This window comes from Bacteroides sp. 90-K9/2, from assembly GCF_047310725.1.
Lineage (GTDB): Bacteria > Bacteroidota > Bacteroidia > Bacteroidales > Bacteroidaceae > Bacteroides > Bacteroides vicugnae.
On sequence record NZ_JBCGVL010000001.1, the window covers coordinates 919749 to 939618 of the forward strand.

Annotated in this window: 15 protein-coding genes; 1 reads left to right on the forward strand and 14 read right to left on the reverse strand. The window is 40.4% G+C overall.

Going from position 1 to position 19870, the window contains the following annotated elements:
- Positions 1-20: 20 nt before the first annotated feature.
- From AAHJ11_RS03580 to AAHJ11_RS03595, 4 genes are all read right to left on the reverse strand, one after another.
- Entirely contained in the window at positions 21-1025 is a 1005-nt protein-coding gene (locus AAHJ11_RS03580; protein WP_148365946.1) for a glycoside hydrolase family 18, read from the reverse strand.
- A gap of 16 nt (positions 1026-1041) precedes the next feature.
- The gene (locus tag AAHJ11_RS03585) at positions 1042-2634 is read right to left on the reverse strand and encodes a SusD/RagB family nutrient-binding outer membrane lipoprotein (RefSeq protein ID WP_413579078.1); all 1593 of its coding nucleotides are present in this window, start codon (positions 2632-2634) and stop codon (positions 1042-1044) included.
- A gap of 13 nt (positions 2635-2647) precedes the next feature.
- Positions 2648-5941 (reverse strand): SusC/RagA family TonB-linked outer membrane protein, encoded by a 3294-nt coding sequence (locus AAHJ11_RS03590; protein WP_148365942.1) that lies wholly within the window; start codon positions 5939-5941, stop codon positions 2648-2650.
- Positions 5942-6188: 247 nt separating this feature from the next.
- Complete coding sequence (locus AAHJ11_RS03595; protein ID WP_148366363.1) at positions 6189-7112, reverse strand: FecR family protein; 924 nt, start codon at positions 7110-7112, stop codon at positions 6189-6191.
- Positions 7113-7297: 185 nt separating this feature from the next.
- Between AAHJ11_RS03595 and AAHJ11_RS03600 the strand changes: the two genes are divergently transcribed.
- Entirely contained in the window at positions 7298-7861 is a 564-nt protein-coding gene (locus AAHJ11_RS03600; RefSeq protein WP_148365940.1) for an RNA polymerase sigma-70 factor, read from the forward strand.
- Positions 7862-8490: 629 nt separating this feature from the next.
- Here the strand turns inward: AAHJ11_RS03600 and AAHJ11_RS03605 are convergent.
- The 10 genes from AAHJ11_RS03605 to rlmF form a co-directional block, all read right to left on the reverse strand.
- Entirely contained in the window at positions 8491-9627 is a 1137-nt protein-coding gene (locus AAHJ11_RS03605) for an AMP-binding protein (RefSeq protein WP_320974603.1), read from the reverse strand.
- A 32-nt stretch (positions 9628-9659) separates the two neighbouring features.
- On the reverse strand, positions 9660-10688 hold the full coding sequence (locus tag AAHJ11_RS03610; RefSeq protein WP_320974602.1) for an o-succinylbenzoate synthase: 1029 nt from the start codon (positions 10686-10688) through the stop codon (positions 9660-9662).
- Positions 10689-10834: 146 nt separating this feature from the next.
- On the reverse strand, positions 10835-11659 hold the full coding sequence (menB, locus tag AAHJ11_RS03615; RefSeq protein ID WP_004310001.1) for a 1,4-dihydroxy-2-naphthoyl-CoA synthase: 825 nt from the start codon (positions 11657-11659) through the stop codon (positions 10835-10837).
- A 3-nt stretch (positions 11660-11662) separates the two neighbouring features.
- On the reverse strand, positions 11663-13330 hold the full coding sequence (gene menD / locus AAHJ11_RS03620; RefSeq protein WP_148365934.1) for a 2-succinyl-5-enolpyruvyl-6-hydroxy-3-cyclohexene-1-carboxylic-acid synthase: 1668 nt from the start codon (positions 13328-13330) through the stop codon (positions 11663-11665).
- A gap of 34 nt (positions 13331-13364) precedes the next feature.
- Entirely contained in the window at positions 13365-14465 is a 1101-nt protein-coding gene (locus AAHJ11_RS03625) for an isochorismate synthase (protein ID WP_074638800.1), read from the reverse strand.
- Positions 14462-15694, reverse strand: a complete 1233-nt coding sequence (locus AAHJ11_RS03630; protein WP_148365930.1) for a Cof-type HAD-IIB family hydrolase — start codon at positions 15692-15694, stop codon at positions 14462-14464. The genes AAHJ11_RS03625 and AAHJ11_RS03630 overlap by 4 nt, the downstream gene beginning before the upstream one ends.
- Before the next feature lie 84 nt (positions 15695-15778).
- The gene (locus tag AAHJ11_RS03635) at positions 15779-16141 is read right to left on the reverse strand and encodes a DUF488 domain-containing protein (protein ID WP_148366362.1); all 363 of its coding nucleotides are present in this window, start codon (positions 16139-16141) and stop codon (positions 15779-15781) included.
- 64 nt (positions 16142-16205) lie between these two features.
- Positions 16206-17963, reverse strand: coding sequence for a helix-turn-helix domain-containing protein (locus AAHJ11_RS03640; protein ID WP_413579079.1), 1758 nt, complete (start codon positions 17961-17963; stop codon positions 16206-16208).
- Between the two features lie 152 nt (positions 17964-18115).
- Positions 18116-18883 carry an N-acetyltransferase gene (locus AAHJ11_RS03645; protein ID WP_148365926.1) on the reverse strand — a complete coding sequence of 256 codons (768 nt, stop codon included), beginning with the start codon at positions 18881-18883 and terminating at the stop codon, positions 18116-18118.
- A 57-nt stretch (positions 18884-18940) separates the two neighbouring features.
- The gene (rlmF, locus tag AAHJ11_RS03650; RefSeq protein WP_367741841.1) at positions 18941-19870 is read right to left on the reverse strand and encodes a 23S rRNA (adenine(1618)-N(6))-methyltransferase RlmF; all 930 of its coding nucleotides are present in this window, start codon (positions 19868-19870) and stop codon (positions 18941-18943) included.

Below are 19870 nucleotides of genomic sequence, written 5' to 3' on the forward strand. Positions count from 1 at the left end.
GTTTACATGATTTTAATAAATTATCTAACAGCTGGATTCTGTTCCTGTATCCCACGTCTTAAGCTATAATATGGAATTGGCTTATCCTCCTTATCTCCAATACTTTGATTTGCAGGACGAGTTGTATTGTACTCATAATCAAAGTAATATCCACCAAATCCGCCTTTACGCCCTTGTTTGGGATTCCAACGGGCCATACCAATTGCAGAATACAATGGATTTCCCCATGAGTCTACAGTGTTACCGTCATTCTCCGTAAATGGTAATCCGCCATTCTGCCAATATTCACCAATCCATTCTGTAGCCACCCATTTCTTAGGAGGACACCAACTACTTATATAATCATAAGTTTCTTGTAACTTCTTAGCTGTAGTTGTTTTATATGTTTGGCAGACAAAATAATCCACATATTTTTCTATTTCAGCAGTCGGTTTTAAAGGACCTGCTCCCGATACATAATCCATTATTAGAAGTTTCCCTGTTCCTGATTGAGGACCAATGTATTGCCCTAGTATTTTGACAAACTTCATCATAACTTCTCCTGTTACCCAATCTTGGCCAGGCTCATAGTCTATATCTAATCCATCCAAATCATACTGATTTATTTTATTAACAAAATACATTGCAAAATCCTCTAACCCCTCGTCAGTATGTGGATATTCATCTCCAATTTTACAAAAAGAACATAAAACGAAGCGAGTTCCTTTTTTCTTACGAACTTCATACATTTCTTCCAGCATCTTCCCTTCTGGAATTCCCATCCACAAACTAACTATATCCATACTATCCGGTAATCCCTCAAAATGATTCCCCATAGATGGAGAATCTCCATTTACATATGCTGAATACCAACCAAAACAAATAGCATGATCACTTTTCTTATAATTTCGAAGATTTTCATAATACTGTTCATCAGCACGCAAAGGGTTTTGTATGCTTACAGATTCTATTTCTGAATCACAGGCATGAAATCCCAAAGCCATAGCTATACAAGTTATCCACAAATATATTATAACTGTTCTCATAAATATTGTATTAAATCTAATTATTACTGTTTTTATCCCACCAAACTCTCGTACCTGGATTGTCAGGTCCTTCCAAAAGTACTCTTGCAGCTTCCACCGCTTTTCTATTCGTATCATATTCTGATACCGGATAAGGTAAACGACGAATTTGTGTATTCAAGTCTACATTTGAATTTTCACATTCTATCACTGGATATACTCTTGGATAACCTGTACGACGAAAATCCGTCCAAGCCTCTTGTCCCACAGGAAACAAAGCTATATATTTTTGAGTGATAATCCTTTCTATCTTCATAGCTTTATCATCTTGTTCATTCCAAGGTATTGTTATAGAACTCGGACTATTAGCAGAATATAAACTATTAAGCTTATCTTCATATTGAGCTGGAATCTTGGTAGACTTCAAATAATCATCAGCTCCAGAAATAGAATGTTCTTCAAAAGAAAGACGAATACCTTGATCATAAAACTCTGCTGCACTTCCTCCTAGTTCCAAATCAGGCCAACGCACTGCAGCTTCCGCTTTAAGAAAACAAGTTTCAGAAGCACGCATCCAGACTATATTTCCTGTAGCACTTACAACCGGATGTGAGAACAAATTATCTTTTGTATATGCATCCATAGAAATAGTAGCCGGCATTCCAGCACGTACTCCACGGAATTTATTATCCGAAGTCCGCCTGAAATAAGCATCTCGGCGAGGATCTTCATATCCATTCATATAAGCATCAATAGTAGCCCCCATTAAAATATCATTCCAACCATCAATCACATAAAGAGGACTTTCATATGTAGCAATTGGATGAATATGCCTCAATTCCACAATGTCTGTCTTTTCCGTCAAAAAGCCGTGAGGAGCTTTCATCACCTTCTGTATCTCTTCTTTTGCTTTATCTGGATCAATATTAGACAAGTGCATAGCTAAACGTAGCCGTAAAGAATTTGCAAATTTCACCCACTGTTTAACATCTCCACGAAATACGCAATCCCAATCTGTAAAAATTAAGTCGCCATTAGTAGCTGGTATGTCCAAAATGTTGACCGCAGCTTCCAATTCATCAAAGAAACTATAATAAATATCTTTCTGGGTATCATAGGCTACTTCTTTATCTATTCCAAATTTCAAATATGGAATAGGACCATAAGTATCTGTTACTCGATGCATATTGGCTATTTTCAAAATTTGCACAACAGCATATCGCGGGTCACTATCATTATTGATAGCCGTCTTCAGCTCACGCCAAGCATTCATTACATCTCTATAAGCACTAGTAAACATCATTCCCGGCCAATTACGGTTACCACTCCAGCTATAGCGTCCCGCTGAATTGATATTCGGATTGGGAGAACCAAAAAAGCCCACAAATCCATCCCCAGTCACAACTTCCACAACCTGATAAACAGATGCCTCTTCAATAGGTATTACATTACGCTGCATTTGTAAAAAGAACGATCCTGTTCTCGCATTATCCCAATCAGCCATTTCTGCAGTTACCTCATCCGGATTCGTATTATATTCTTCAAAACTACTCGTACAACTTGTTGCTAAAACTACAGTCCCCCAAAAACAAAGGAAACTTTTCAAGTTTAGATATTTAGATATTTTCATATTCAAACATATATTAGAAAGTTACTTTTGCGGAAAATCCCATAGAACGTAAACTAGGTTGCATAAAATAATCCATTCCTTGATTATAAGTTCCCGTTCCGGCCGTTGTTTCAGGATCAAACGGTGCTTTGCAATAAATCATCAACAAATTGCGCCCAACCAATGAAACATTTAATTCTTTAATAAACTTGCACCATTTATTAATGGGAATATCATATCCGATACTAAGTTCTCCGAGGCGTACATTTGTCATATCATATATATAGCAAGAGCCTACAAAATCAACACCGTTTCCGCCTACCGTCTGATACCAACTCTGTGCATCATATTTATAACCATTAACTAAAACTCCACCATTATCACGCGCTTTTGCAGAAGTTTCCGACACCCCGTAATAGTCTAGTACAGCCTGAGTAGCAGAAGCGCCTCTACCTCCAACTCGAGCATTAATCATGAACCCCAAACTGATTCCTCTCCAAAAGAATTCATTACGCCAACTTAGCACATATTTAGGATTAGTATTACCCACATAAATATAGTTGTTTTTTTCCGTTTGTATAGTATTCGACTTTGAATCCAGCCAAATATGCCCATGTTCATCCGTACGCAATATATTTGCATACAAATCGCCCATCGAACCACCAACTGTCAAGCGTTTCTTTGCTCCACCCATCGAATAAACATCCATTTCATCCAAACGAACAGTCACTCCCAATTCATCATTTGTATATTCGGGGAGTAATTGATTTACTTTATTCCTATTTAAAGACCAAAGTAATGTAGTTTTCCAATCTACCTGTCCAATTTTCTGCTTGTATCCTAGTGCCAATTCGATACCTTCATTAGTTACCTTACCAGCATTAACATAGATACTGGAATACCCCGTAGTAGTAGAGATTTCCGGACTAAACAATTGATTTTTAGTATATGACCTATAAACAGTAGCATCTAAAGTCAATTTATTTTCAAATAACGCTAAATTAAGACCGGTTTCCCATGAATATGTACGTTCCGGTTTAAGATCTTTAATTGGGAAATACGATGTAGTAGTCAATCCACCATATACAGAATAGGTCGTTATCGCTGAAAAACGAGACGGTGCATTTCCCACCTCACTATAAGAAAGGCGAATCTTTGCATAAGACAGAATATCTGATTTTATATTAAACGCATCCGTCAATATAGCCGAAGCTCCTACTGATGGATAAAGAATAGATTTATGCTTTGTTCCAGCTAAAGCAGAAAGCCAGTCACTACGCAAAGCACCGTCTACATACACCATTCCTTTATATCCAACAGAAGCCGTAGCGAATAAAGAGTTTGTCCGATCGTGATAGTTGCCTCTGCGATAAGTCAGCTTACCGCTAGTGTCGATATTATTTACTGTAAATCTATTAGGAACAGTCAACAATCCTCCTCCTAAAGTCAATGTTCTACTGTTTAGGTCCAATAAACTAGCACCAAGTGTAGCCGTAACATTCCATTTATCATCAGCAAAATATTTATTTACATTCGCCATTACATCTGCATAGTACTGAGTAACATTCTGCTCTGTTTCAATATATGCTCCTTTATCTGAATTTTCTGCTAATACGGTCAAAGTCGACGCATACATTTTACGCTCATTATGCACGATATCTCTGTCCATTTTTGCACGTGCAGATACATTCAACCAATTAGTTATCTCATATTTCAAAGAAGCAGATGTCAAGAAACGGTCTTTTTTATTAATATACATATTACGATCAGTCACCCAATAAGGGTTCTGCATAGAAAGTCCATTTTCGCCCAAAGGCCAATATTGTACATCTATATTACGTTCTATGTCATAACGCTCATAATAACGATATTTTTCGATATCTTCTCCACGGGGAAACAAATAAACCGGAACTAAAGGATTACCATATTCACCTTGTGCCAGCATATTTTGCTCTTTTACATTAGAATACATAAAGCTAACATCCAAATGCAATTTATCATTCAACATAGAAGCCGTATTACGTGCTGAAAAGTTATAGCGATCTAAATCATTATTATGAATGATACCTCTACCATTTACTGTTCCGACAGAAACATAAGTCTGATTTTTATCATTTCCTGTCGTCAGACTCACCGTATTGGCTACATTATACCCTGTCTGGAAAAAGTCATTCACATCGTAGCTGGAAGGAGTATCTAACTTAGATGACCAACTAAACCATTCCCCAGGCTCTGAACCGTAAGAATTTTGAAATTTTGGCATTACAAACGGAGAATAGAAAGTAGAATTATTATTATAGCTGACACTTGTCTTTCCAGCCGCGCCTTTTTTGGTAGTTATCAAAACAACCCCATTAGCAGCAGCAGAACCATACAAAGCAGCGGCAGCAGAACCACTTAAAACTGAAATAGATTCAATATCATCCGAATTAAAGTAAGAAATGCCATCACCTGATTGTCCTGCTCCTTCATAACGCCCACCAGGTTGTGTTCCATATGAACTTGGCAAAGGAACTCCATCTACAACATACAATGCATTGTTATTTCCGGAAATGGATTTTGTACCACGCATTACAACACGAGCACCACCACCAATACCTGCTGAGCTTGAATTGATACTCACACCAGCTACCTTTCCGGCCAGACTGTTCATCATATTCACATCCTTCACTTTCGTGATCTCATCCGAACTGACTTGCTGTACATTATAAGTCAATGATTTAGTTTCCCTTTTGAGTCCCAAAGCTGTCACCACCACCTCATTCAACACTTTTGTATCTTCAGTAAGTACGATATCCAAAGCCTTACTATCGGATATTTTAATCGATTGAGAAACGTAGCCAACATAAGAGATTTCAAGAATATCCCCTTTTACTACTTGCAAGATGAATTTTCCGTCAAAATCGGTAATAGTACCTTTACCTGCTCCTTTAACTTTGACATTCACCCCAATCAGAGGTTCTCCTTTCACGTCTTTCACAACCCCCTTCAATGGAAAAGAAGGATTTTGTGCAACTACATCTAATTTATTTGTAGACAAAATAATTTGCTTGTCTACCACTGTATAAACAATATTAGTACCTCGGAATACTTCATCCAAAATATCCATAATTTTCCCATTCGTATTTCGAACTGAAACAATACGATTTGTCTGAATGGTCTTGTCATTGTATAAAAAGACAAAATCTGATATTTCTTCTATTTTATTCAGCACTTGTTCTATCGAAGCGTTATTCATAGAAATAGGAATCCGTGTTCGCTGGGCGTACCCATTTTCGGCTGATAGCTGTAATACCACAGCAAAAAGCAGTATTAGACTAATCCTCATAACTAAAGGAAGTTTTAAATTTAAAGCATATTTAGAACATGATGCAATAAATGAATGATTTTTTTTCATACATTTGCGGTTAACTAGAGTTTATTACTATAATGAACTATGGTCGATTCCGGTTGTCGTTTGCGAAACTTTGGACCGTGAATCTTAAAAATCGGAGGAAGACAGCTGTTGGTAGCAGCTTTCTTCCTTTTTTTGTCGTCTTTGTGCTATCTCATTGGCTATTATATTTTTAAAGTTATTAATGTAAATCTACTATAATTCTTTTCTTTGTGAATGTATCATCGGTTTGTTGTTCCGGTTCTTCTGTCCTCCATTTCAATGTAGCGGATTTAGACAGATAATCCAGAATCTGTGGCAGAGTTTCATTCCGGAAAGTAGCCCGATACTTATATTCTTTTCCTGATTTATTAGAAAACTGGATTTCAACATTGAAATGCCGTTCCAAACGCTTGAAAATATCTTCCAATGCAGTATTGCGGAATATAAGTTTACCATCTTTCCAGGCTACCTTCTCATAAACGTCCACCTTATTTTTAACCAATTTCTGACTGTGTTTATCGTAAAGCAAACGTTCACCGGGAGTCAATTGAGTAATAGTCTGCCGGTCGGGGGATATCACATTTACTTTACCTTTTTCCAAAACTGTTTCTATAATATCATCATCTTCATACGCGGACACATTAAATTTTGTACCATACACATATATGCTCAACCCATTCGGAGTATTTACATAAAATGGACACTCACGATCAGCCTGAACATCAAAATAGGCTTCACCTCTCAAATCTACATTACGATTATCTTTACGAAAAACAGTAGGATAACGTAAAGTACTACCGGCATTCAACCAAACAACTGAATGATCGGGAAGCTCGAAACGAATAACAGAACCTGTAGCTGCCGTAATTTCGGCATATCTGTCATCTTGTTCCGGTTCATGAAAATATAGATATCCTAACACCAACGATGTCAGCAATAATGGCAGAGTCAAAAAAGCCGCATATCTCATCAATTGATGATACACTTGTTTTCTTTTAGCTGACTTAATCTTCATTTGTGCCCGGTTATAGGCCCGAGCTACATTAATAGCTTCCATCTCTTTAATATCATCTCCCAAGGCTTGCGCTTTCCGGAGTAATGATTCAGGGTTCAGATTTTCCATATTCTCGTTCAAAATCATATTTATAATTGCAATTACACTAATAGTACAATTGATGCTATCAGAAAGGGACAGGCAAATGGCGTTTTTTTCATCATAATTAAAAAAAAAGTTCAAAATAGCCCTGAAGTTGCTTTCTTATTATATATTTGCAGTATCAATAATACTTATATCTAATCTAAGAAGAAATGGAATTATCACACTTACAACACAGTAAAGAGCAGATTTTCAAACAACTCTATGAGGAATATTACGCTCCTTTCTGTCTGTATGCAAAAAGATTTATTGATGATAAAGATACACGTGAAGACATTGTTTCGGATGTATTCACCTCGATATGGGACAAGCTCGGAACGGAATCCTTCGATCTGCAATCGGACACAGCATTAGGATACATCAAAATGTGCGTAAAAAATAACTGCCTGAATTACCTGAAACATCAGGAATATGAATGGAACTATGCGGAAATCATTCAGAAGAAAGCTCCTATTTACGAAACAGAGGCGGATAGTGTATATACGCTTGATGAATTATACAGGATGTTGTATGAGACATTGAATAAACTACCCGAAAACTATCGAACCGTCTTTGTGAAAAGTTTCTTTGAAGGTAAGACTCATGCGGAGATTGCAGAAGAGATGAATCTTAGCGTGAAGTCCATCAACCGATACAAGCAAAAGACAATGGAACTTTTGCGAAATGAACTGAAAGACTATCTGCCACTATTCCTTCTATTATTCTTTCGTACGTAAGCTACTGCCACACGAATATCATTCTCCCGTATATACGTAGTAAAGTTCTTCACACCCTATTGCAAACTACATTCCCCTTACAGTGTTCCTTTGTCCCATATATTGTGGGAAAAGATTCCCAGTTAATTGGGAAAGTATTCCCTCATTTTGTGGGAAAGTATTCCCATAATATAAGAGAAAGTATTTCCACAATATGTGGGACAATCGGAACGAATGCTTATCCTCAACCAAGAAAAGGAAAAGGATAGTATCTGACTATGAGAAATACCCTGAAATACTATGAGAACAAGGTGAATTTTGAGCCAAAACTGGAAATATCTTATGAGAAATGCCATCTTAAAAAGTATTTCTCATAAGATATCCATTTGATTATCTTTGATTTAACAGCAACTATGAGAATATGAGAAATGAAATTAGAAAATCGTTTCTAGGGACCCCTAAGATGTCAAAACTGGAAATTCTATCTCTTTTAGGGAATATCCAACAAAACATCTATCTTTGTCCTTTGTAAGCCGAAGAGAAATGCGGCATATTGAAACGTTTTTTGCAGACGAAAAAAGTACCAAATTTATTTTAAACAAAAAGCAACTGACAGAAGCATCACGCTTTCACCCGAAATAGCCAGTCTGTTACTGTAACAGACTCTCCGCCAAAACACGACACTCCGCACGATTTACTTTTCCGTTTCCTGTTTGCGGAATAGATTCTGTTGTCAATATGTGTTTGGGGCGATAATAAGGTGCCAGTATTTCCTGCAACTTATTGTCTATGTATTGTAGCTTATTGTCGATTTCTTCAATGTCGTCCGGCTGACCACCTTCCAATAATTCCGGCTGACCTTCCAGCAACAAAGTCACAGCCTGCCCTAAACGCGGGTCGGGAACAGAAGTGATGACAAATGGCACAGGAATAAACGGTCGGAGCAACTTCTCCAGTTCTTCCGCCTGAATCTTAATCCCTCCGCTATTGATTACATTATCTTTTCGCCCCAGAATCATAAAACTTCCATCGGGATAGATACGTGCAATGTCATTGGTCTGCAATGTTTCGTCACATACCAAAGGAGCATCGATGACTAATGTATTCTCTGCGGATAAAGACAATTTTACTGAAGGAAATGGATAATAATGTTCTGAAGCCGATGCTCCATTCAAACGACGAAGGGCAATATGCGACAAGGTTTCGGTCATGCCATAAGTGGAGTAAACCGCCGTCGGAAGATGTTTGATCTCCGTTTCCAGAGCCTCATCGATGGCTCCGCCTCCTATAATCAGAATATCCGTTTGTTTTAATCGCTTTTTTTCTTCGGGAACCTGCAATGTGTTATAAACTTGCAATGGGACCATTGCAACAAATCTCAAAGATTCTTTTATATCGGCCATTGGATGACCGGAAGCGGGACGAACAAGCAGGTTCAAACCTGCGACCAAAGAACGTACCACTACCATCATGGCACCGATATAACGAAGGTTCATACATAATAATGCCGACTCACCTTTCTTCAAATTCAGAAACTCACAGGTCAGGCGCGCACTTTGCATCATCCGGTCCTTACGTACCATCAGTTCTTTAGGTGTACCCGTAGAGCCTGATGTATGAACAGTAATGACCGGAAAATCATTGAACCATTCGTTCAAGAAAAGATATAAATCCCAATAAGCAGGAGAATGAGCTTCCGTTCCTCCTGCTATCAATTGACGTATATCTTCAGAAGTGTATTCTTTTCCGTCCAGTAACAGACATTGTTGTTGTCGGTTGAATATCATCACAACATCCTTTAAATATCATCCTTTAAATATTATCCTTTGCAAAACCACAAGCAATCTTTTCTTATTTCAAGGGGCACTTCCACATTATCCGTAAAAAGCAATCCTGTCCCCAATCCCTGTGGCAACGGATTATTGAATGTTGCACACCACTGTGCAATAGCGTTCAAACCGATGTTTGATTCCAGAGCGGAAGTGACCCACCAGCCGATATGTCGCTTTTCAGCTTCGGTAATCCATTCGTCCCCTCCGCACATTCCTCCGTGAAGGGAAGGTTTAATAACAATATATTGCGGACGGATGGTTGAAAGCAGTTCTTGTTTTCTTTCCAACGTGTTGTACCCTATCAATTCTTCATCCAAAGCTATCGGTAATGGAGATGCGGAAGTAAGGCGTGCCATTTCCTCCCATTGTCCGGCACGGATCGGCTGTTCGATAGAGTGCAGATCAAGTTCGGACAGACGCTTCAGCTTTTCCATGGCATCAACCGGAGAAAAAGCACCATTCGCATCTACACGCAACTCTATTTCCTTAGAGGAGAAATGTGAACGGATATAACGTAGCAATGCCAACTCTTCTTCAAAGTTGATAGCACCAATCTTTAGTTTGATACAACGGAATCCAGCTTCCATCTTTTTCTCAATCTGGGATAACATACAATCATAATCTCCCATCCAGATAAGACCGTTGATGGGAATCCCCGTCTCTCCACGTGAGAAAGCCGTATCACATAAAGCCCAGTTTCCTGCAAAGAAATGCCGGATGGCCGTTTCCAGACCAAATAAAATGGAAGGATAGTCGCACCAACCATCCATATCCAATATTCCTTGTTCTCTCTCCACTTGCCGGCAAACTTTCATTAATATATCTTCGTAATCAGGAAGATCATCGCAACTCAAAGCGGGCAAAGGTGCACACTCTCCTATTCCCACTCTGCCCGGAAAGTCTGGAGAGGTGAAATGAAGATACCAGACTTTACGCGTAGTATATGTTCCCCGGGAAGTCCCTGCCGGTTGCTTGAAATGAAGCAACCGGGGAATGATTTCTATTTTACAGTTCATTGTGAATAAATTCTCTATTCACCACAGAGTAACATAGAGCCCCACGAAGTTTTAGTAATCAGATCTCTTGCAGTTCTCCTGCAGCTCTCTTACAGTTCTGCTTTGCAGAAAAAATAAACTCTGTGTTACTCTGTAGTGAAATCGGTTTAAGGGAATTTCGGATATTGTTTGAAGTTCGGTTTACGTTTCTCCAGAAATGCATTCTTTCCTTCCTGTGCTTCATCCGTCAGGTAATAGAGCAACGTTGCATCGCCCGCGAGTTCCTGAATACCTGCCTGGCCATCCAGTTCGGCATTCAATCCCGCTTTAATCATGCGCAAAGCCAACGGACTAAGCAACATCATTTCTTCCGCCCACTGCACATATTCATCTTCCAACTGTTCCAAGGGGACCACCTTATTCACTAATCCCATGTCCAGTGCTTCCTGCGCATTGTATTTCCGGCAGAGAAACCAAATTTCACGTGCTTTCTTTTGGCCTACCACACGTGCCAGATAAGACGCACCGAATCCGGCATCAAAGCTGCCCACACGAGGACCAGTCTGACCGAAGATGGCATTTTCCGAAGCAATGGATAAATCACATACTACGTGAAGTACATGTCCGCCACCAATGGCAAAGCCGTTCACGGCGGCAATCACAGGTTTCGGGATGCTACGAATCTGCTTCTGTACATCCAGTACGCTCAAACGAGGCACACCGTCTTTCCCGATATATCCGCCACGTCCTTTCACATTTTGGTCGCCTCCCGAACAGAATGCCTTATCTCCGGCTCCGGTAATCACAATCACGTCAATATCCGCTTCTTCACGGCAAATACGCAATGCATCACTCATTTCGGCGGTAGTAGTCGGGGTAAATGCATTCCGATAACGTTCACGGTTGATTGTGATGCGGGCAATTCCATTATAATAATCAAAAAGAATATCGTCGTATTCTCTGATGGTTGTCCACTCTCTTTGTGTTGACATAATCTATTTTTGTTTTAATTGATGATAATAATTCTTCAACATACGCGCATCCTTGTTTTTGTTGGTAAACACTTCCAGCAACACTGGCTGTTCCATAGCCTGCGGTTGGGTGAAAGTTTTCATCGCTTCAGCCAGTTCTTCATCATTTTGCGCTTGCAGATAGAGGAAGCCACGTTCCTCCGCCCAGCCTTTGGCCGACGTTTTATGGACTGCTGCAATAAATTTATGTGAGGTTCCCGACATATCCAATCCCGGTAAAGTATGGAAAATCTCTCCTCCTCCGTTATTTAATAAAAGGATACGCAAGTTAGAACGGACGTTGATATTCCACAACGCATTCATATCATAGAAGAAACTTAAATCTCCGATAGCTATAAAATTCAGTTTATCGGAAGCTGCCGCATAGCCGACTGCCGTAGACAGTGAACCTTCAATGCCACTTGTTCCCCGATTGCAACAGACCTCAATCGTGGAAGGGATCGAATACAACTGCGCATAGCGAACCACCGAACTGTTTGCCAGATGCAAGGCGCACGACTCCGGCAAGGCTTTCAGCAACGCACCGACAGCCGACATCTCCGAATAAGCAAAATCCGGTTCGGGGATAATCTTGCAATAATTCTCCCATACACGTGGATATTCAGGAGTCCGGTTATCCAGCAGACTGGCAATCTTCTCCAAAAACTCGAACGGATCCATCTCGATCACCGTAGTTAATGAGCCGTACAAATCGACCACCTCACCGTCCGGCGATACGTGCCAATGTTCTTTAGGCGGATGCTGGCGAAGGAACTTCTTCAACCGTTTGGAAACCACGTGTCCACCATAAGTAATCAGCAGTTCGGGAACCATCTGGCCTACCTTCTCTTCGGGCATGGCATAAAGCGCCGCATCAAAATTCTTCACCGGAATACCGGGAACTGTCTGGTTGCCGATATGTTCTGTCAACCAGGCAAAATGTTTATATAATAACTTGATATATCTTTTCTCAAACAGATAGATAAGATTCATCTGACCGATGATAATCATACGCTTCTGATATTTATTCATCCGGTCGATCAGATCGTTATAATCACGGTCGTAGACATTCAATCCCTGATAACGGGTAATGACACGCACTGCGGGTAGTGAATCGGCCGTAAACTGAAACAGCGGTTCGGAAACAGGTACATTGATATGTACCGGACCTTTCCCATGATGGGTCATCTCCAGCAAAGCCTCATTCACCAGACGATTGCAATACCACTCATCTTCTTCCGTGTGAATCTCCGGAAGGTTCACCGATTTCTTGACCAACGTCCGAAATACGTCTGGTTGCGGAACGGTCTGTCCATCCATCTGTCCGATCCAGGCAGCGGGACGGTCTGCAGAAATGACGACTAAAGGAACATTCTGGTAAAATGCTTCCGCCACAGCCGGATGAAGGTTTAATAACGCTGTACCGGAAGTGCAGCAGACAGCAGCAGGCTTACCACCATTCAACGCAAGACCAATGGCAAAATAACCGGCACTCCGTTCATCAGTCACCGGATAACAGGTAAAATTCGGGTGGTTAGACAAAGTATGCACGATGGGCGTGTTACGGCTACCCGGACACAACACAACTTTGGTAATCCCATGCGCCTCGAGCAACGCAACCAACTGGAGTATGTTCTTCTTGTCTGTATACATGACGGTTAATGATTAGTGAATTAGTGATTAATGATTAATGGGTTATAAGCCGTTTGATGGTTTGCAACTTCTTTTCCGTTTCCAGCCATTCATCATTCAATTCCGAAGAGGCCAATAATCCGCCGCCGGCATAAAGAGTGAGGTGTTTGTCCTCGATATGCATACAGCGCAGATTCACGTAGATGTCAGTTCTCCCTTCCGGATCCAGCCATCCGATAAAGCCGGAATAATAGCGCCGGTCGTAACCTTCGTTCTGCAATATAAACCGATAGGCTTCTTCCTTTGGCAGACCGCATACGGCAGGCGTCGGATGCAATACTTTCAGAAGATCGCCCAAACCTTTATTATCTTTCAATGAGAAGCGGAAATCTGTCTTTAAATGAGACAAGGCACCGGCATAAGCCGGATAAGGCCCGTTTTCCGTAGAATGGATGCCCAATGAAAGAAGCTGGCGGCGAATGTAAGAGGCTACATAATCCTGTTCTTTCCGGTTCTTTTCATCCCATACCTGCGGCAGCCTGCCATCTTGCAAAGGCTGCGTTCCGGCTAGCGCAACTGTATTCCATTCATCTTTCTCACCTGATAAAATGATTTCGGGAGTACTTCCCAGCCAAATACCCGTTTGGGGAGTGTAGCATAAATATATATAGGAATGAATATAACGCTTGCAAGCCGCACGAAAAATGGACGAAGGAGAAAAGTCTGCTACTTTATCAATAGTAAGATGACGGGAAAGCACTAATTTATCAAAAGTCTTATCGCGTAAAGCATTGATAAAGGTATGAAAGCACGCTGCATATTCCTCCGTGAAAGAAGTCAGGAATGATTCTTGTCCTTGCATCCGCAAAGCGACCTTGCGGTCTTCTTCCGTATCATCATCAACCAGTAAAGGCTGCCCCCACTGATCGGGTTGAATCAACACAACCGGACACCTCTCACTCACCTGAAACGGAGCGATGACAAATCCTCTCTGTCCATTCAGTTCTTTCAGATCGTATATCAGACGTACCTCTCCTTCCGCCTGTGTCAACAGACGGGGAACTTTCTCCCCGGGAATACGGTAAACAGCAAATGGCTGCTTCCGCTGAATAAATGCATCAATAGTTGTCAAGTTACTTATTTCTTCGTCGGTCATCTCTTTTTCATCACACTGTTGACTACCCGTATGGAAGACACCAGTTTATTGGTTGAAGTAAACACGTCTACATTCCACACATGGGATGAACGTCCTTTATGTACAACTGTCCCTACTGCACGTACCGTATCTCCTTCATGCGCAGAAGATATATGATTTCCGCTGACCTGCATTCCTACTACAATTTCGTCCGGCTGGCAAAGGATCATCGAACCGAGTCCGGCAACTGTTTCTGCCAACGCAAGAGTAGCTCCACCATGTAAAATACCAAAAGGCTGACGGGTACGATGATCTACCGGCATCGTCGCTTCCACACGGTCTTCATCGGCATATGTGTATTGAATTCCCAAGTTTCCCATTAACGCGTGGCGTGCCTGCGCATTCAGTTGGTCAAGGGGGATTTCGGCCGCACGCACTTCAGAAAGGATCGCTTTCTCCACTGCAACAGCCACCCCGTCTTCCTCATTCGAAGCTGTCACATAATCGGCACAAGCTTTCACCGAGTCCTGTGAATGTCCCATAGCTACACCCAATCCTGCCAATTGAATCATAGTCACATCACACACGCCGTCGCCAATAGCAATCACTTCCTCACGCTTCATATTTAAGACTTCCAGCAAAGCCCCCAAAGAATTGGCTTTATCAATGGAGCAGGGAACGACTTCCAGAAAATAAGGTTCCGAACGGAATACATCCAACGCTCCGTTCAGTCTTCTCTTCCAGTGATCTTCCAAACCGATCAATGCTTCTTCGTCGTCACTGACCAGCATACATTTGCAAGGAGCAAAGTCAACGGCTGCAGAAAATTCTTCTTCCTTGATTATTTGCAGGTTATTCAACCGGGCTTCATTTTGGATATGTACATTTTCAGGAGAATCCGTTATGATCGTATCATCATGATAAGTGAATATGGCAAAACCGTTTTTACGGGCTTTCTTTTCCAGATACGGCAACATTTCGGGATTAATCCGACGCTCGAACAATATTTCACCGTTTTGCGCACTGATAATCTGGCAACCATTATAGGAAAGGATAAAACCTCCATAGTTTCCAAGTTCGAGCATCTTGGCCAGTGGCATCAAGCCATAAGTCGGTCTGCCGGAAGCCAGCACGATACGTACTCCCATCTGCTGAACTTTCAACAAAGCGGCCAATGTACGTTTACTAATTTCTTTCGCATCATTAAGGAGCGTTCCGTCTACATCAAGAACCAATAATTTATACTTCATGATTACACGATTTTGATTTAGATGACAAAGGTAGGAAATTGAGTGAACGACAGAAAGCGTAAACAGATAAAAATTACTTTAATTTCACTCTTTCAGATGCATTTCCAAATAATCGCGAAGGATTCGGGCATGATTGTACACAGGTTCTTTAGAAGCATAAAGTAAAGTAACCACAGGATGAGGCTTGATAAGAGTTAGAAAATCAGCCACTGCCGGAGAAGCGTCCAGCTCTTTCTGATACTGCACCACAAAATCGTCCCAATGTCCGGGAATATCTTCGTGAAACCATTTACGTAATATAGGGGACGGTGTTATATCTTTTGCCCAATAATCGTATTTCAACCATTCTTTCTTTATTCCGCGTGGCCATAATTTATCTACCAGCACCCTGTATCCATCTGTTTCTGAAAAATCTTCGTAAACCCGTTTTATCCTTACCTGTATCATTTCCATTTATATTCAGTTACTGATAAATAAACCGGAAAAATCGAAAATTGTTTAACGGAACCGCTTAATTCCTCAATGTTTCCTGTGCTTTTTTAAATTCATAAGGAGTCATCCCCGTCTTCTTCTTAAAAAGATTATATAAGATCGGGGTGCTATTAAATCCTGACTCATCCGCTATGGCACGTATCGTATAGTTAGGATACTTCTTCATCAGCTTGATCGCATAATTAATACGCAGTTCATTGATATATCCATTGAAATTGGTTCCGGCACATTCCCTTATCATCCGGGCAAAGCGTGCGTTGTTCAGATGTACGATTTGAGCCAGATCTTCTCTCGACAATTCGGAAGAAAGATATAACTGCTTCTGAACAACAATATGATTCAGCTCCTGAAATATCTTCCGATTCTCTTCTTCTTCCCCACTTTCCTTGTCTGTCTCATCCGAAAGTTCTTCCTGTTCTTCAGGTGAAACCTGTTCCGGTTCCAGATCCGATGAAATAGTCAACTGCTCGTGCACTTCCGATAACTGATTACCATCTTTTCTATTAGCGAATTTTTCGTTTATGAGACTGGCAAGCATTCTGTTCTTATACTTGACTATATGGCTGAAACGCCACAAACGCCATAGTATAAATAAGGTAAGCAGCACAACACAAGCCAAAAAACAGAGCGAAATATTTCTTATTTTTAATTGAGAAGCCTGTTCGGCAATATATTCTTCCTTTTCAGAAGCACCGTATATGGCATTCAGTTCTAATGCCGCATTTCTCTTGTCGTTATTGTTAATGCTATCCGTTATAGCAAGAATAATCCCACGTATCGCTGCCGCTTCCTTATAATTGTGCATCCCCAGATAAGCTTGTACTTCTTTATTAAGCACAGTAATATATTGAGCATTCAAGGTATCTTGCTGCATCCTCAACAATTCTTTAAAGTCTTTACAGTTATCTATTACTTTCTCATACTGTTTGGAAAGAATCAAATAAGGAATCGAATACATCTTGCCGTCCGGAGTATGGGAATCCTTCATTGTCAGATATTGTTGATAATATCGTTCAGCCTGTGCATACTGTTTTTCTACATAGTAGATATAGGCCAATTTTGCATACAAATAACTATACTGACCATCCACATACCCTTCGGGGACTTGTGGTAATTTCTCCAATTTCTTAAGAAGCTTTTCGCGTTCATAGGCAAGATTCAAAGCTTCCTTGACACGTGAATCACTCATTAAGAATCCCATTTCCGCTCCATAATAATAAGAAAGCAACATCATCTCTCTCACCTCCTTTGATCCCCGCAGCAATTCAATAGCACGACCAAAATAATCGTACGCTTTATCTTTCAATGATAATCTCCAGTTATTCTCTCCTATGCAAAAAAGCAGTCTGGCTTCGGCCTCCCGGTCCTTCAGTTCTTGCACCTGTTTAATTCCATTGAGAGCATATCTCATGCTTTCATTATATTTACTCATTAAAGACGATAGTTCAGACAAAAAGACTGTCATTTTCAACATGTGTTGCGGTTCCCTTTGAGATATGGAATCAAGCAAGTATGATTTCCGCGCATACATAAAAGCTAGTTTATTCATATACATATTACGATATGACAAACTACGTAATTCATTAATCAAACGCATAGAGAAAGCTTTTCTGCTTTCTGCCTCGTCCAATAATTGTAAAGCACGCTTTGGATTGGAAATATAAATATCTCTGATATACTTTTCAGTATACAGAGAATCATTATTTATTATTTTATCAGCCCTCGAAAATTGATTGTGTACAAATAGAAGCACAAAAATACATACCAAAAAACGCATACAACTCTTAATCGTGTTTAATCATTAACATTCAAAGATATGCATTTTCTACATAAAGTGCAGACAGAATTTAAATTTGCAAAATAAAAATAAGAAACATTAGCTAAAGATACCGAAGACACAACATTGTCCATGCTATCCATTTGCCGGAATCACAGTCCTAACGCTTTGCCCAACCGTCCTTCCATACACGCACTTAAGTCAGTCGTTACAAACTTCCCGTTATAAAAAAGAGTAAATATAGTAGCCGGAGTGGGTGCATTTTGCGCCTGCTCCATACTTTCCAACTCGATTATTCTCAATGGAATATCTTTGTTCCTGACAGCATTTACCAAAGAACCGCGAACGTGATACTCCGTAAATGGGCAGCGATGGGTATAATAAACCACTATCCCATCTTTATCCGGACACTCACCACTCAACACGCAATCATTAAAAGAAGGATCAGGAGCAACCGGATTTAGTTTCAAACCTAAAAGGCTGAATCCGTAAGGGAGCTTTTCTATTGTTTGGAAGCCTTGTCGCAACAGCCATTTCGTATCACTCATAAAGTGAAATTTAGAAGTACCCACCACAGTGACCAAGCCATCTTTCCCCTGCGATTTTGCATCATCAATGGCAGACTGCAACAATGCCTTACCATGTCCGCAACCTTTATATTTACCTGACACCCAGAAACAGTTTATCATCAGATAATTGGGAGCGTTCACCGGAATCCATGCTTTTTCAGCAGGACCGTATTCGATAAACACTTTTGCCCGTTCATCAATACGTCTGAACACATAGCCGTTATCGAACTCTTTCTTCAGCCATTCTTTTTTCAGTTCATAACTATCCTTGCATTTCTTATCTGAAAAAGCACAGCATATATGTTCGTTCGCAATATTCTCCTTTGTCAAAGTGATGTAATTGGTTTCCATAATATATTCTATTCAATTAACTGGTTAAACAAATAACAATTCGATATCTCCCCGTTGTTATGAGTCGGCAGAAAACCGCCAGGCTAATATCCTGCTACTTTTAGTTCCCTGCTGCATTCGAATAATTTTATATTCGGACACATTCACCGATTTTAATTTGGCATATAACTTTCCCAGATTCTTTTCTTTAGAAACCAAACTCGTAAACCATCCGCAGTTCTTCTGAAATTTTTGACTCTCGGAAATCATATTCAATAAGAAACGTACTTCTCCGCCTTCGCACCAAAGTTCATTCGCACTCCCGCCGAAATTCAGCTGCACTTTATTCACCTTCGTACCTTTCAGACTGCTTAATTTGCGCAACGTTCCGTCTTCCGCCTCTTCACGCGAACTATGAAACGGAGGATTGCATATTGTCACATCAAAATACTCGTCAGGCATAATAATTCCATCGAAAATCTTCTTACTGTCTTTTTGAAGTCGCAAGTCAATCTTGTGCGCCAACACAGGGTTGCAAGTCACTATCTTTCGTGCATTTTCTATCGAAACCGGATCAATATCAGTTCCAACAAAGATCCACCCATATTCAGTATGTCCTATGATCGGATAAATGCAATTTGCACCTACCCCAATATCCAGACATCTACATTTCGGTTTCTGCCCATTAGCATCTCCTGCCGGTAAATCCGCAGTTGTCCCGTCCGGCTGGATAAGATCGGCAATATAATGAATATAATCCGCCCTTCCGGGAATAGGCGGGCACAAATATTGCTTCGGTATGTCCCAATACCGGATACCGTAATAAGTGACCAATAATGCTTTGTTCAAGGCCTTCACCGCTTGCGGATTAAAAAAGTTTATAGTCTGTGTTCCGAGGGGATTGAGCGATACGAACCTCTTTAGTGGAAGATAATTTTCCATCAACAATGGAAAATCATACTGACCATTGTGCTTATTTCTTCTATGTAACTCGCCTTTTTTTGCCAT